Here is a 14,159-nt window from a genome sequence, read left to right on the forward strand (position 1 = left end):
ATCATCGGGATCTCAGGTCCATGGCGATGTCCATGATCGGCGAGGAGTGCGTCAGCCCGCCCACCGAGAGGTAGTCGACGCCCGTGGCGGCGTACTCCGCGGCCGTCTCCAGCGTGAGGTTGCCGGTGGCCTCCAGCTCGGCCCGGTCACCCACCCGCGCCACCACCTCGGTCAGCAGCTCAGGGCTCATGTTGTCGCAGAGCAGGAAGTCGGCGCCGGCCTCCACCGCCTCCACCGCCTCGGCCACCGTGGTCACCTCGACCTGCACCGGCACATCCGGGAACGCCTCACGAACCCGCCGGTAGGCCGCCGTGATGCTGCCCGCCGCCAGCTTGTGGTTGTCCTTGATCATGGCGACGTCGTAGAGGCCCATCCGCTTGTTCGTGCCGCCGCCGGCCCGTACCGCGTACTTCTCCAGGGCCCGCAGCCCCGGCGTGGTCTTCCGGGTATCCAGAACGGTCGCCTTGGTGCCGGCCAGCACATCGGCCCAGCGCCGCGTGTGGGTGGCGACGCCGGACATCCGGCAGAGCAGATTGAGCGCCGACCGCTCGGCGGTGAGCAGGGCGCGCGTGGGCCCGGTGATCGTGGCGAGCACATCGCCCCGGACGACGGCCACGCCATCGGCCACCCGCTGCTCGAAGGTGGCCGCACCCTGCGAGGTGACGGCGAAGACCTCCCCGGCCACGACCAGGCCGGCGACGACACCGGGCGCCCGGGCGACGAGATCGGCGGTGTCGACCTGGTCGGCCGGGATGGTCGCCTCGCTGGTCACATCACGCGGCGGATCGCCCAGGTCTTCGGCCAACGCCGTCCGGACAATCCGCTGCACCGCTTCCGCGTCGAGCCCCGTCCTGTTCACGATCACCACTTAACCACCGGCGGCGGGCGGCCGCACCGAGGCCAACCACACACAACCGTCCCTGTGGACTGCAACAAGAACGTCGAATTCGCGGCCTACATTCGACCCCACCCAGTGCCGGGGTGGGGGGTGGGTGGCGGTTGGTTCGACAGGCAACGCGGCGCAGACGAATTGCGACGCGCGGCGCGAGGTGCGGCGCCTCGGCGCGAGGTGAGCGGCGGCGGCGTGAAGGTGCGGCGCCTCGGCGAGGTGCGCGCGGCGGCGGCACGAGCCCTGCTATGCGCGGCGCGACGCCCCGAGGAGCCGGGACTGCGATTCACGCGAGAGGACAGAGACGCTGCAGAGGACGAACTGCGGAACACGCGCAAGGCCCCGGCGCGGCGCGGGACCTGCTATGCGCGGCGCGAGGCGGCGGTAGAGGCGAACTGCGCGGCGGAGCCGGGGCGCGGGCGAACTGCGATGCGCGGCGCAAGGCCCGGGCGCGGGAGAAGAGCGATGCGCGGCGTGAGGACGGCGACGCCACGGGGGCGCGGCGGGAGGGTGGGGATGCGGCGGCTTTGGGATGGGGTGCCACGGGGAGTTTGCGTTGCTGTGGTGGGTCAGGCGCTTGTGCTGGGTTATGGCGGCGTGGTGCATGTGGCGCAGGTGGTCGGTGGTGGGTGGCCGCCCTATGCCTGGGCGCCGGGGTGGTTGGCGGGGTACTTCACGCTGCTCACTGTGGTTGATTTTTTCGTTGCCGGGTTGTTGGTCGGGCGGCGGGTGGCAGGGCTCTGGCTGGCCGTTCTGGTGTTCGCGACGGATGCGGCGGCCAACTGGTATGCGACCTATCGGCTGGTTGACGGCGGGATGGTGGCCCGGGTTGCGCAAGGCGTGATCAGCCTGCTGGCGGTCGGGTCGGTGGTGGTCGCGTGGCGGGCGTGGCCGTGGGTTGCCGGCCGGACCACTCACTCAGAATGAAGGGTGCGCGGCTCTGCTCTGGCCGCCCGCGGCCTTGGAGCCGCGCGCCCGGCCTCGGCGGGAGCTGCGGCCTGTACGCCCCACCCGGCTACGACATCTTGATCTTGAATGTGGATCTGCAGAAAGCGCCTGAGCTGCGCCGACAACCCGCCTATGATCGACAAAACGGACATCGATCGGGGGGCCCGTGCGGTACCGGGGGTGGGTGGTCGCTGCGCTGTGTCTGGCGCTGGCCGGCTGCGGCAGACCGGGTGGCGTGGACGGGAACCTGACCGACGGGTGGGGTGCGATCCAGGCGCCTACCGGGTTCACGCCTACGACGGACACGTGTCACCTGGGGAACTTCTCGACGACGGGGACGCGGGCCGCGTACGAAGAGGTGGACTGCGACCTCAAGCACCGGACCGAGACCGTGTACGTCGGCGAGTACGCCGCACCGGCCGCCGAGGCGGACACCCCGCCGGCCGACGGCTCTGCGGGCGCCCGGGCCACGTACAAGATCTGCGACGCCAGGACCACCGCATACGTGGGCGGGCCCTGGCGGACGGGACGGTTCTGGATCGGGGTCACGCACCCGTCGCCGGCGGCCTGGACCGGTGGGGCGCGGTGGTTCCGGTGCGAGGTGCTCGAGATCAGCTCGATCGAGGATGACGGCGGGCTGGTCATGCGGCTCGGCACGGTCAAGGACTCGCTGGCGGCGAGCGGGTCGGCGCTGCGGCTGGGGTGCTACGCGATTCAGCTCGACTCGAAGAACGCGATCAGCACGATGCCGGGAGTTAGTTGCGGCGCCAAGCACAACGCCGAGTTCGTGGGGGTCTGGAACGCGGGGAATCTGACCTACCCGAAGACCGACAAGCAGTGGGCCGCCTTCCACACCGGGTGCCGGAAGCTGATCGCGACCTTCGCCAAGGTACCGGACGACGCTGACCTGCAATTTCGGACGGGCGTGGTGTCGCTGCCGGGCGGTGAGGACGTGTGGCGGCTCGGTGATCATGGGGTGCGCTGCTACCTGTGGCTGGAGGGGGCCGAGCTGACCGCCTCGCTCAAGGGGGCCGGCGCCAAGGGTCTGCCGGTTCAGTACAAGTAACTCAGCGCACTATTCGCGGCCCGACTGTCGAAACCGTCGTCCGGTCGATGAACACTGAGCGGATGGATCTCCCCGCATTGCCCCGTCGTCTGGCCGCCGCCGAGCCGGGCTGGACCGAAACCACCGACGTCGTGGTGGTCGGTTCCGGCGTGGCCGGCCTGACCGCCGCGTTGCATCTGCGGGAGCAGGGGCTGCACGTCACCGTGGTCACCAAGGTCAACATCGATGACGGGTCCACGCGCTGGGCCCAGGGCGGCATCGCGGCGGTGCTCGACCCGCTCGACACCCCGGAGGCGCACGCCTTCGACACCGAGATCGCGGGGGTCGGGCTCTGCGATCCCCGTGCGGTCCGGGTCCTGGTCGAGGAAGGGCCGGCTCGGGTACGCGAGCTGATGCGCCTCGGGGCCGCGTTCGACCGGCATCCGGACGGGTCGCTGATGCTGACCCGGGAGGGCGGGCACCGGGCCGACCGCATCGTGCACGCGGGCGGCGACGCCACCGGGGCCGAGGTGCAGCGGGCGTTGCACGAGGCGGTGCACCGGGATCCGTGGATCCGGCTGGTCGAGCACGCTCTGGTGCTCGACCTGCTGCGCACCCCGAACGGGCGGGCCTGTGGCATCACCCTGCACGTGCTGGGCGAGGGCACGGACGACGGCGTGGGCGCGATCCTGGCCCGGGCGGTCGTGCTGGCGACCGGCGGCATGGGCCAGGTGTACTCGTCGACGACCAACCCGTCGGTGTCCACCGGCGACGGGGTGGCGCTGGCGCTGCGGGCCGGCGCCACGGTCACGGATGTGGAGTTCGTGCAGTTCCACCCGACGTCGTTCATGACCGCGAACGTCACCTCGGTGCAGCGGCCGCTGATCTCGGAGGCGCTGCGGGGCGAGGGGGCCCACCTGGTCGACGAGAGCGGCAAGCGGTTCATGGTGGGTCAGCACGAGCTGGCCGAGCTGGCGCCCAGGGACGTGGTGGCCAAGGGCATCCACCGGGTGCTGCGCGCGGCCGGGGCCGACCACGTCTACCTGGATGCCCGCCACCTGGGCAAGGACTTCCTGGAGCAGCGGTTCCCGACGATCGTGGCGTCCACCCGGTCGGCGGGCGTCGACCCGGCCACCGAGCTGATCCCGGTGGCGCCGGCCGCGCACTACGCGTCGGGCGGCGTACGCACCGATCTGCACGGGCGGTCGAGCATCGACGGGCTCTACGCGTGCGGCGAGGTGGCCTGCACGGGCGTGCACGGCGCCAACCGGCTGGCCAGCAACTCGCTGTTGGAGGGGCTGGTGTTCGCGCGGCGGATCGCCGAGGACATCGCGCGTGACCTGCCGGCTCAGGCCGACCCGGTGGCGGCGAAGGCGGATTCGTGGGTGATCCCGGCCACGGCGCGGCCCGACCTGCAACGGGCCATGACCCGGGGCGCCGGCGTGCTGCGGTCGGCCGACTCGCTGGCGGCGACGGCGGCCGAGCTGACCCGGCTGGGCGGCGAGCGCTCCCGGCCGCACAACGCCGCCTGGGAGTCGACGAACCTGCTGACCGTGGCGTCGGCGCTGGTCGCCGCGGCCACCACGCGCCTCGAGACGCGTGGCTGCCACTGGCGTGAGGACTACCCGACCGCGGCCGACGAGTGGCGCGGGCACCTGCTGGACGCCATCGACTCCCGCGGCCGGCTGGCGCAGACGTTCGAGGAGATGGGCTAAGGGCCTTACACGCCGGGTACGCCCGGAGCGGCGCTGGTGGGGTCGCTGTCGCGGTCGAGGATCCGATTGGTCGCGTCCACGTGCACGACCCGGGGCCGGTAGGCGCGGGCCTCGGCATCGTCCATCTGGCCGTAGGCGATGAGGATCACCAGGTCGCCGGGCTTCACCAGGTGGGCGGCGGCGCCGTTGATGCCCAGCACGCCGGTGCCGCGTTCGCCGGGGATCGTGTACGTCTCCAGGCGGGCGCCGTTCGTCACGTCGACGATCGCGACCTTCTCGCCGGGCAGGATGTCGGCCGCGTCGAGCAGGTCCTCGTCGACCGTGACCGAGCCGACGTAGTGCAGGTCGGCCTGGGTGACCGTGGCGCGGTGGATCTTGGACTTGAGCATGGTGCGCTGCATCAGGAGCCTTCCAGGTCGAGCGAGAGGTTGTCGATGAGGCGGGTGGTGCCGACCCGGGCGGCCACGAGCAGGCGGGCGGGTCCGGTCGCCGGCGCGGGGCCGAGCAGCGGGTCGGTCAGGGCCAGGTAGTCGAGCCGGACGCCCGTACCCCCGTCGATGATCTTGCGAGCGGCCGACAGCGCGCCCTCGGCCGTGGCTTGAGCCGCGCCCGCCCGCAGCGCCCGGGACAGTGTGAGGGCGGCCTCGCGCTCGGCCCCGGACAGGTAGCGGTTGCGGCTGGAGCGGGCCAGGCCGTCCGGCTCGCGCACCGTCGGCACCCCGCGCACCTCGACCGGGATGTCCAGGTCACGCACCATCCGCCGGACCAGCGCGAGCTGCTGGAAGTCTTTCTCGCCGAAGAACGTCAGGTCGGCGCGGGTCAGCTGGAGCAGCTTGCACACCACGGTCAGCACGCCGGTGAAGTGGCCGGGCCGGCTGGCGCCCTCGAAGACCTCGCCCAGCGCGCCCGCCTCGACCCGCACCGCCGGCCGCCCGCCCGGGTACATCTCGTCGATGCTGGGCGCGAACACCACGTCGGCCCCTTCGGCGGCGCAAACCTCAAGATCTTTTTCGAGGGTACGGGGATAGCGCCCGAAATCCTCGTCCGGCCCGAACTGCAGCGGGTTCACGAAGATCGTCACGATCAGCCGGTCGGCGTTCTTCCGGGCCGCGCGCATCAGTTCGCGGTGGCCGTCGTGCAGGGCGCCCATGGTCATCACCACGGCCACCGTGCCCGGCATCGCCTTGCGGGCCTTGTCCAGCCCCGCCTTGGTCTCCACCAGCTCGGTCATCGGGCCGCCTCCGTCGTCACGTGGGACAGCACGTCCAGCAGATGGGCCGCGTCCTGAGGGCGGAGGCGGCCGGAGGCGATGGCCCGGTCGGCCGTGCGGCGGGCCAGGGCGAGATACGTCGGCAAGGACTCGGCCGGGAGGTTCTCGAGGTGGCGGCGGACGGTGCCCGCGTCACCACGGGACACCGGGCCGGTCAGCGCCGCGTCGCCCAGCCGCAGGGCGTTGTCGAGGGCCGCGGTGAGCAGCGGGCGCAGCACCGCCTCGGGGTGCTCCACGCCGGCCGCCCGCAGGATCGCGGCGGCCTCGTTGACCAGCGTCACCAGGTGGTTGGCGCCGTGGGCCAGCGCCGCGTGATAACGGGGCCGCTGCGCCTCGGCGATCCACTCGGGGACACCGCCCAGATCGGCCACCAGCCGGGTCGCGAAGCCGCGGTCGTCGGCCGTGACGCCCCAGGCGATGCCCGGCAGGCGGTCGAGGTCGGCCGGCTCGCCGGTGAAGGTCATCGCCGGGTGCAGGGCCAGGCCCGTCACATCACCGAGGACGGCCACGCCGTGAGCGCCGGAGGTGTGGGCGACCATGCGGGTCTCGGACAGCGCGCCGGTGTCGGCCAGGCCGGCCACCACGCCGCGGAGGGCATCATCCGGGACGGCGAGCAGAAGGAGATCTCGAGCGGCTCGGGCGACCTCGTCAGCGGGCCGGACCGGCACGCCCGGAAGCAGGCGCTCGGCCCGCTCGCGGGAGGCGGTGGAAACGGCGGCGGTGGCAGCCACCTGGTGCCCGGCCGCACGCAACGCCGCGCCCAGCACGGCACCGACACGCCCGGCGCCGACCACGCCGATGACCAGCGGTTCAGTCTTCATCTATAGATCCAGTCCTCATCACAGGGGTACCGGTCGGCTGCCAGTATGCGCCCGTTCCACCGCCCGGAAACAACCGATGTGGCCAACTCCACCAGGTGCGAGGCGGGTGGCCTACCGTGACGGGGTGAACGGGGTCGGGTGGCGCGTGGCGATGGAAGCCGCCCTCTATGGGCCGGATGGTTTCTTCGTGCGGGAATCGCCCGGGCCGGGTGGTCATTTCCGGACCAGCGTGCATGCGTCGCCGCTGTTCGCGGGGGCGGTGGCGCGGCTGCTGCACCGTGTTGACTCGGCGCTCGGGCATCCGGCGGTGTTTGACGTGGTCGATGTCGGGGCCGGACGGGGCGAGTTGCTGACGGCCCTGCTCGCGGCGCTGAGCAGCACCGACTTATCCACACCCGAGCCGCCCTGTGGACAACCACCGGAAAACGTCGCATCCGCCCGCTACGTTGCCACCCACCCAGTGCACGGGGTGGGGGTGGCGGCGGGGGCCGCGTCGAGTCAAAACGATCTTGAACGGGCGCCACGGGTTGAGTCGGCGCCACAGGCCGAGCCGGCACCACAGGCCGAGCCGGCACCACAGGCCGAGCCGGCACCACAGGCCGAGCCGGCGCCACAGGCCGAGCCGGCGCCACAGGCCGAGCCGGCGCCACAGGCCGAGCCGGCGCCACTGATCGAGCGGGTGCGCCTCGTGGGCGTCGAGAAGGCCGCCCGGCCGGACGGGCTCAATGCGCGGATCTCGTGGCGATCGACCCTCCCCGACCAGGTGACCGGGGCGATTCTGGCCACGGAATGGCTGGACAACGTGCCGCTCGATGCCGCCGAGGTGGATGCCGCGGGGCGGTTGCGGCGGGTTCTCGTCGATGCCGGCACGGGTGAGGAGACGGCCGGGCCGGCGGTGGGCGCGGATGATCGGGTCTGGTGTGCGCGGTGGTGGCCCGATCCGCGCCCGGGCGAGCGGGTGGAGATCGGCTGGACGCGGGATGCGGCGTGGAGTGAGGCGGTCGGGGCGCTGCGGAAGGGTGTGGCGCTGGCCGTCGACTATGGGCACCGCAAGGGTGAGAGGCCGCGGCACGGGACGTTGACCGGTTTCCGGGGTGGGCGGCAGGTGGCGCCGGTGCCCGACGGGTCGTGCGATGTCACGGCGCATGTCGCCATGGACGCGGTGGCGATTGCGGGCGGGTGGCCGTACACGCTGATCACCCAGCGGGAGGCGCTCCGAGCGCTCGGGGTCGACGGCGCGCGACCACCGCTTGATCTTGCGGCCAGGGACCCGGCGGCCTACCTGCGGGCGCTGAGCGGGGCGGGGGCGGCGGCCGAGCTGACCGACCCGGACGGGCTGGGCGGGCACTGGTGGCTGCTCCAGTCGGTCGGGCTGGGCGAGAACGAACGAGGGCGACTGCGGCAGTCGGGTGGGCTCGGCGAAGGCGCGGTCGGTCTCCAGGAAAGCGCGCGTGGCACGATGCTCGGGTGAGTGATGTGCGGGAGATGACGGTCGGCACCGGCGCGGGGCTCGACACCGCCGACATGGTGCTGAACATCGGGCCGCAACACCCCTCCACGCATGGTGTGCTGCGCCTCAAGCTCACCCTGGACGGTGAGCGGGTGATCGAGTGCGAGCCGATCGTCGGCTACATGCACCGCGGCGCCGAGAAGCTGTTCGAGGTGCGCGACTACCGGCAGATCATCGTGCTGGCGAACCGGCACGACTGGCTGTCGGCGTTCTCCAACGAGCTGGGCGTGGTGCTGGCCGTCGAGCGGCTGATGGGCATCGAGGTGCCGGAGCGCGCGGTCTGGCTGCGGATGGCGCTGGCCGAGCTGAACCGGGTGCTCAACCACCTGATGTTCCTGGGCTCGTACCCGCTGGAGATCGGCGCGATCACGCCGATGTTCTACGCGTTCCGCGAGCGGGAGACCATCCAGGCGGTGATGGAGGAGGTCTCCGGCGGGCGCATCCACTACATGTTCAACCGGGTCGGCGGCCTCAAGGAGGAGGTTCCGGCCGGCTGGACGCGGCGCGCGCGGGAGGCCATCGGGCAGGTCCGTCGCCGGATGCCCGACCTCGACCGCCTGATCCGCAAGAACGACATCTTTCTGGCGCGTACGGTCGGAGTCGGCGTTCTGACCGCCGAGCAGGCGGCGGCGTACGGTGCGTCCGGACCGGTCGCCCGGGCCAGCGGACTCGACCTCGACCTGCGGCGGGACGAGCCCTATCTGGCGTACGACCAGCTTGACGTGCCCGTGGTGACGCGGACCGCCGGCGACTGCCACTCGCGCTTCGAGGTGCTGCTCGACCAGGTGTACGCGTCGCTCGACCTCGCCGAGCAGTGCCTGGCCAAGGTGGACACGATCAGCGGCCCGGTCAACGTACGGCTGCCCAAGGTGGTCAAGGCGCCCGAGGGTCACACGTACGCGTGGACCGAGAACCCGCTCGGCATCAACGGCTACTACCTGGTGTCACGGGGCGAGAAGACCCCGTGGCGCCTCAAGCTGCGCACCGCGTCGTACGCGAACGTGCAGGCCCTGGCCACGCTGATTCCCGGCTGCCTGGTGCCCGACCTGATCGCGATTCTGGGCTCGATGTTCTTCGTCGTCGGCGACATCGACAAGTAGTCACCAGTTCTTGCCGTGGCGCTCCTCGGCCTCGGTCCACCCCGGGTACCCCTCGTCGACGTTCCCGAAGTTCCCGGCCTCCCAGTAGTTCCCGTTGCCGTAGTAGCCGTCATCCTCGATCGCCACGGCGTTCGGGTCGGGCTTGGCCCTCTTACCGGTGTAGCCGAGGTCGACCGCGGTGACATCGGCGCGCCGCTTGCCGCCACTCTGATCGTCCGGCAGGGCGCCTGAGTCGTCGACACCGCGACTCGCGCCGTAGACGCCGCCCGCGCCTCCGCTTCCGTCCGACCCGTAGACCTCGCCGGCCTGGTAGGCGTCAGCCGCTTGGTAGGCGTCACCGGACTGATAGGCGTCGGCGGGCTGATAGCCGTCAGTGGCGGCGTAGTCGTCGCCGGCCTGATAGGCGTCGGCGGCCTGGTAGCCGTCACCGGATTGGTAGTCGGCGCCCGAACCGTAGACCTCCCCGGACCGCTCGCCGTCCCCGGACCGGTAGACCTCGCCCGGCTGGTAGCCGTCACCGGACTGGTAGGAGTCGCCCGAACCGTAGATCTCCCCGGGCCGGTCCACGCTTCCGGCCTGGTAGATGTCACCGGACTGATAGCCGTCACCCGAGCCGTAGACGTCTCCGGACCGCTCGGCCTCGCCCGACTGGTAACTCGCACCCGACCGGTAACCGTCGCCCGAGCCATAGATCTCCCCGGACCGCTCGGCGTCACCCGACCCGTAGATCTCGCCGGAGTGGAAGTCGTCACCCGAGCCATAGATCTCCCCGGCCCGCTCGGCGGCGCCGGACCGATGGATGTCCCCGGACCGATGGATGTCGCCGGAGTGGAAGTCGTCGCCGGAGCCGTGGATCGCGTCGGCGGCCTCCACCGCGCCGTAGACCTCGCCGGCACGGCGGACGGCCGGCTGCGGCCGGGGCTGAGCCGGGCGCATGCCGGGACCGGTGACACGCCCGGGTGCGACGACGTGCCCGGACTGCGGCGGACGGCCTGGAATCGGGCGACCGCCGGGGTGGGGCGGGTTTGGGCCGGGCCTCGGACCGCGCGGGGCTCCATAGGTGCCGCCCTGCGACGGCACAGATTCGTCGGGCGGCGCCTGGAAGTCCGGTGCCATCGGCGGCGGCACCTGGGCCGCGCCCCGGCCACCGCGCTGACCGGGACCGGGCCGCTGACCGGGACCAGGACGCTGACCTGAGACGGACCGCTGACCTGGGACGGGCGGCTGGCCCGGGACGGCTGCGCCACCGGCCGACCGTCCACCGTGCACCGGCCGGACCTGCGACCCCGGCCGCCCGGCCGCACCGGACAGTCCCGGCACACCGGCCGGATCCGCCCCATCAGAAAAGTCGGAAAAGTCGCCCAGCGGATCGACCGGGCTTACCGCCGGAGCGTCCTGAGGCCACCCCGGCGACGAGGCCACCCGCGCAGCGCGGGCAACCGAGGCACCTCCGACCGCAGCACCGCCGACTACAGCACCGCCACGAGCAGCACCGCCACGAGCAGCACCGCCGCTCACCACCACGCCGCTGCTGTTGGACGCCGCGCCATGGACCGCGCCGCCGGCGACCGCAGCGCCACCAACAACCGCACGACTATGAGCAACATCGCCATGACCAGCGCCACCGCGGACCGAGCCGCTGCCGTGTGCTGGGGCGCCGTGTGCCGGCCCGCCGTGTGCCGGGGCGCCATGCGCCGGACCGACGCCGTGGGCGCTGCCCGGGTTGGGTGCCGGGCGTGCGCCGGTGCGCTGGCCGGGTTCGCGCGGCGGCGCCGCGCCCGGGTGTGGCGGCAGGGCCTGAGGCGGCAGGGCCCGGGGCGGCGCGGCCGGCATTGCTCGTACTCGGGCCGAGACCGTGGCGATCTCGGAGCGCATCTCCTCGCGGAGCGCGCCCACCTCTTCGGCCACCCGGTCTTCGACATGCATCTGCAGCAGCGCCGGGTCGTTGCGGACCAGTAGGGACGCGCCGACCAGGACCACGCACACCGCGACCAGCAGGACCGCGAACCGGATCGGCCCCTGGCTGTCGCCGAGCATCACGACCAGGGCCGCCACCGGGGCCAGGCTCACGCCGCCCCAGACGAGCGCACGCAGCAGTCGTGCGTTCTGCCCGTTTTCAGCAATCCGGTCGGATGACATGGACGCCGATGTTACTCACCCTCAACCGGGCACGAAACGGGCAGCGCCGGGCATCTTGGTGATCATGCCCAGCGCTGCCCGTTTCGCCTGCGGGTTCGGCGGTCAGGCCCGGTTCTCGCAGCCTGAGTGCACAGTCAGGTCAGCCGGCGGCCAGGGCGGCGTCCGAGCTGAAGACCAGGCCCACGCTGACCGTGCCCTGCTTGAGGCCGGTCTTGGTGAGCGGGCCGCCGGCGTCGAGTGAGGTGAACTTGCCGGCCTGGAAGTTGTAGGTGGAGACCAGGCCCGCCTGGCACTTGGGCCGCTGCGGGCACTCGGCCGGACCGCCGAGCACGGTGGCCGAGCCGGAGCACTTGGCGGCCAGGTCGGACAGCGACTTCACGCCGTTCTTGTCGGCGAACGCCTGGGTGACCGCGAACGCGTTCTGGTCCTGCGCGGTCGACGGCTTGCCGAAGACCAGGCCCGACTTCTGGCCCAGCTCGGTCAGCGCGGCCACCGTCTTGTCGAGGTCGGGCGAGGACGGGTCGGCCGCCTTCTCGCCGTTGACCTTGCCGTTCAGGAAGCCGGCCAGGGTCGCGGCGTACTCGGGGACGACGTCGATGTCGCCCTTCTCGAGCGCGGGCTCGTACAGTTCGCGGTTGCCGATCGTCTGGGTCTTGACCGTGTAACCGGCCGCGGTCGCGGCGATCGCGTAGAGCTCACCCAGCGTGGCGTTCTCGGCGAAGTCGGCCGAGCCGACGGTGAGGGCGCCACCCTTACCCTTGGTGATGCCCGCGGTGACGTTGTTGGCCGTCGCGAACTCTTGGGCCGCCGCCTTGGACGACTTGCGGTCGACGTCGACCGCCTTGTTGAGCTCGATCAGCTTCGGGGTGTCGAGCGCGGCCGAGACCTTGTCGAGCGCCGCGATCAGCTCGGGGCTGGACGACTTGGCGTTGATCGCCGGAAGCACGTTGTCGGTGTTCTGGAGCTTCTTGTCATCGTCGAGCACGACGAGCTTGTCACCGGCCACCGGAGCACAGCCGGCGCCGGAGGCGCTCGCCGCCGGGGCCTCGGTGCCCGAGGAACCGGCGTCGCCACAGCCGGAGAGGATGAGGACGGCCGCCGTCAACGAGGTGGCCGTCAAGAGCAGGTGTCGACGCATTACTGCCGCCTTCTGTGTCCCGGCTCGGCCATGAGGCCGGGCCGCGTGTCCGACGGGCGAGTCGGTAGGGGCCGATGCCCGTATGAATCTTCCACTGCCCTTCCTACCTGCTCGGTATGACAAGTTCGCAGGTGGTGTGGCGACCGTTACCCAGCCGGTACCGCCGCCGCGGGCGACCGGCGCCGCCGGCGAACCCGCAGAGGCTTCGGGGTGACCGCTCGCTGAAGAATCGCCAGCAGACCCTCGACGACGAGCGCGAGGAGCGCGACCACGATGCCGCCGGCCACGATCTGGCCGCCGCCGCCCTGGCTCATGCCGAGGCCGAACCCGGCGCTGATGATCTGGCCCAGGCCGCCACCGTTGACGAACGCGGCCAGCGCCGCCGTGGCCACCACCTGCACCGCGGCGGTGCGGAGACCGGCCGCCAGGTAGGGCACGCTGAGCGGCAGCTCGACCTGGCGCAGCAGCTGGCCGCCGGACAGGCCCATGCCTTTGGCCGCGTCCCGGGTCTCGGGGTCGATCTGCCGCAGGCCGGTGTACGCGTTGGCCAGCAGCGGCGGGATGGCGAAGACGGCGAGCGCGACCACCACCGGCGGCCGGCCGAAGCCGAGCGGGGTGAGCGGCAGAATGGTGAGCAGCGCCAGCGTGGGGATGGCCAGGGTGAGGTTGGCCACCGTGATCACCGCGCCACCGCCTTTGCCGCGGTGTCCGAGCCAGATGCCGATCGGCCAGCCGATCAGGCAGCCGAGCAGCACGGCGAGCGCGCTGATGGCCAGGTGTTCGCCCAGCCGTTCGAGCAGGCCGCCGGGGTTGGTCCAGTTCAGCGGGTCGTTCAGCCAGGTGATGCCCTGCTGGAAGTAGTTCATGAGGTCCTGCCCCGGGTCCACGGCGTGAGCAGCCGGCCGACGCCGGCCAGCACCAGGTCGAGCACCAGAGCCAGGGCGACGCAGAGGATCGCGCCGGTGAGGATCTGTGCCTTGTAGAAGTTGTTCCGGAAGCCGCCCAGGATGAGGTCGCCGAGCCCGCCCTGCCCGATCAGCGAACCGACCGTGACCAGGGCGACCGTGGACACCGTGGCCAGCCGGAGGCCGGTGATGATGCCGGGCAGGGCCAGCGGCAGCTCGATCCGGAACAGCCGGCCGACCCGCCCGTACCCCATGCCCGCGGCAGCGTCTCGGACCTCGTCGGAAACGCCGCTGAGCCCGGCCAGCGAGTTGCGGACCAGCACCAGCAGGGCGTAGAGGACGAGCGCGACCAGGACCGACGTCACGTTGGTGGTGCCCAGCGCCGGGGCGAGAAGCGCGAGCAGAGCCAGCGACGGAATCGTGTACAGGACGCCGGACAGTGCGAGAATCGGGCCGGTCAGCGGGCGTATCCAGTAGGCGACGACCGCGAGCGGCACGGCGACGACAAGCGCGATGAGCACCGTCTCGGCGGTGAGCCCGGCGTGGAAGACCAACTTGTCGAGGATGGCGTCGGCGTTGTCGTGGATGTATCGCCAGGAGAACCACGGATTTCCAGGCCCGTCTTCAGCGGGCGCGGCCAGCGGGGACGCCGCGAGACCCCACGACAGGAAGGACATAC

At 71.9% G+C, this 14,159-nt stretch carries 13 protein-coding genes; 5 read left to right on the top strand and 8 right to left on the bottom strand.

The genetic code is table 11. The annotated features are described in order from the left end of the window. Window position 1: 1 nt before the first annotated feature. Window positions 2–859: a carboxylating nicotinate-nucleotide diphosphorylase gene (nadC, locus tag AB0M54_RS04405; protein ID WP_364469037.1), complete on the bottom strand. Its 858-nt coding sequence runs from the start codon at window positions 857–859 to the stop codon at window positions 2–4. Window positions 860–1,453: 594 nt separating this feature from the next. Here nadC and AB0M54_RS04410 point away from each other — a divergent pair. From AB0M54_RS04410 to AB0M54_RS04420, 3 genes are all read left to right on the top strand, one after another. Further along, window positions 1,454–1,816, top strand: a complete 363-nt coding sequence (locus AB0M54_RS04410) for a hypothetical protein (RefSeq protein WP_364313194.1) — start codon at window positions 1,454–1,456, stop codon at window positions 1,814–1,816. A 205-nt stretch (window positions 1,817–2,021) separates the two neighbouring features. Further along, window positions 2,022–2,903 (top strand): septum formation family protein, encoded by an 882-nt coding sequence (locus tag AB0M54_RS04415; RefSeq protein WP_364313191.1) that lies wholly within the window; start codon window positions 2,022–2,024, stop codon window positions 2,901–2,903. A 47-nt stretch (window positions 2,904–2,950) separates the two neighbouring features. Beyond that, the gene (locus tag AB0M54_RS04420; protein ID WP_364469039.1) at window positions 2,951–4,597 is read left to right on the top strand and encodes an L-aspartate oxidase; all 1,647 of its coding nucleotides are present in this window, start codon (window positions 2,951–2,953) and stop codon (window positions 4,595–4,597) included. A gap of 5 nt (window positions 4,598–4,602) precedes the next feature. On the opposite strand, the gene panD is transcribed toward AB0M54_RS04420, so the two are convergent. Genes panD through AB0M54_RS04435 form a run of 3 tightly spaced genes read right to left on the bottom strand, consistent with a single transcriptional unit; the run spans window position 4,603 to window position 6,688 of the window. Then, the gene (gene panD / locus AB0M54_RS04425; protein ID WP_364313185.1) at window positions 4,603–4,998 is read right to left on the bottom strand and encodes an aspartate 1-decarboxylase; all 396 of its coding nucleotides are present in this window, start codon (window positions 4,996–4,998) and stop codon (window positions 4,603–4,605) included. After that, complete coding sequence (gene panC / locus AB0M54_RS04430) at window positions 4,998–5,828, bottom strand: pantoate--beta-alanine ligase (RefSeq protein ID WP_364469040.1); 831 nt, start codon at window positions 5,826–5,828, stop codon at window positions 4,998–5,000. Before panC ends, panD begins: the two co-directional genes overlap by 1 nt. Then, window positions 5,825–6,688 (bottom strand): Rossmann-like and DUF2520 domain-containing protein, encoded by an 864-nt coding sequence (locus AB0M54_RS04435; protein WP_364469042.1) that lies wholly within the window; start codon window positions 6,686–6,688, stop codon window positions 5,825–5,827. The genes panC and AB0M54_RS04435 overlap by 4 nt, the downstream gene beginning before the upstream one ends. Before the next feature lie 76 nt (window positions 6,689–6,764). Here AB0M54_RS04435 and AB0M54_RS04440 point away from each other — a divergent pair, with 76 nt between their 5' ends. Continuing rightward, window positions 6,765–8,159, top strand: coding sequence for an SAM-dependent methyltransferase (locus AB0M54_RS04440; RefSeq protein WP_364469044.1), 1,395 nt, complete (start codon window positions 6,765–6,767; stop codon window positions 8,157–8,159). Between the two features lie 14 nt (window positions 8,160–8,173). Continuing rightward, a complete protein-coding gene (locus AB0M54_RS04445; protein ID WP_364316989.1) occupies window positions 8,174–9,298 on the top strand; it encodes an NADH-quinone oxidoreductase subunit D in 1,125 nt (374 codons plus the stop codon). On the opposite strand, the gene AB0M54_RS04450 is transcribed toward AB0M54_RS04445, so the two are convergent. From AB0M54_RS04450 to AB0M54_RS04465, 4 genes are all read right to left on the bottom strand, one after another. Continuing rightward, window positions 9,299–11,437, bottom strand: coding sequence for a hypothetical protein (locus AB0M54_RS04450; RefSeq protein WP_364469046.1), 2,139 nt, complete (start codon window positions 11,435–11,437; stop codon window positions 9,299–9,301). Window positions 11,438–11,576: 139 nt separating this feature from the next. After that, window positions 11,577–12,575, bottom strand: a complete 999-nt coding sequence (locus AB0M54_RS04455; protein ID WP_364469048.1) for a glycine betaine ABC transporter substrate-binding protein — start codon at window positions 12,573–12,575, stop codon at window positions 11,577–11,579. Between the two features lie 146 nt (window positions 12,576–12,721). Continuing rightward, on the bottom strand, window positions 12,722–13,441 hold the full coding sequence (locus AB0M54_RS04460; protein WP_364313168.1) for an ABC transporter permease: 720 nt from the start codon (window positions 13,439–13,441) through the stop codon (window positions 12,722–12,724). Then, on the bottom strand, window positions 13,438–14,157 hold the full coding sequence (locus AB0M54_RS04465; RefSeq protein WP_364313165.1) for an ABC transporter permease subunit: 720 nt from the start codon (window positions 14,155–14,157) through the stop codon (window positions 13,438–13,440). Before AB0M54_RS04465 ends, AB0M54_RS04460 begins: the two co-directional genes overlap by 4 nt. Between the last annotated feature and the right edge of the window lie 2 nt (window positions 14,158–14,159).

It is taken from the genome of Actinoplanes sp. NPDC051470 (assembly GCF_040682035.1).
GTDB lineage: Bacteria > Actinomycetota > Actinomycetes > Mycobacteriales > Micromonosporaceae > Actinoplanes.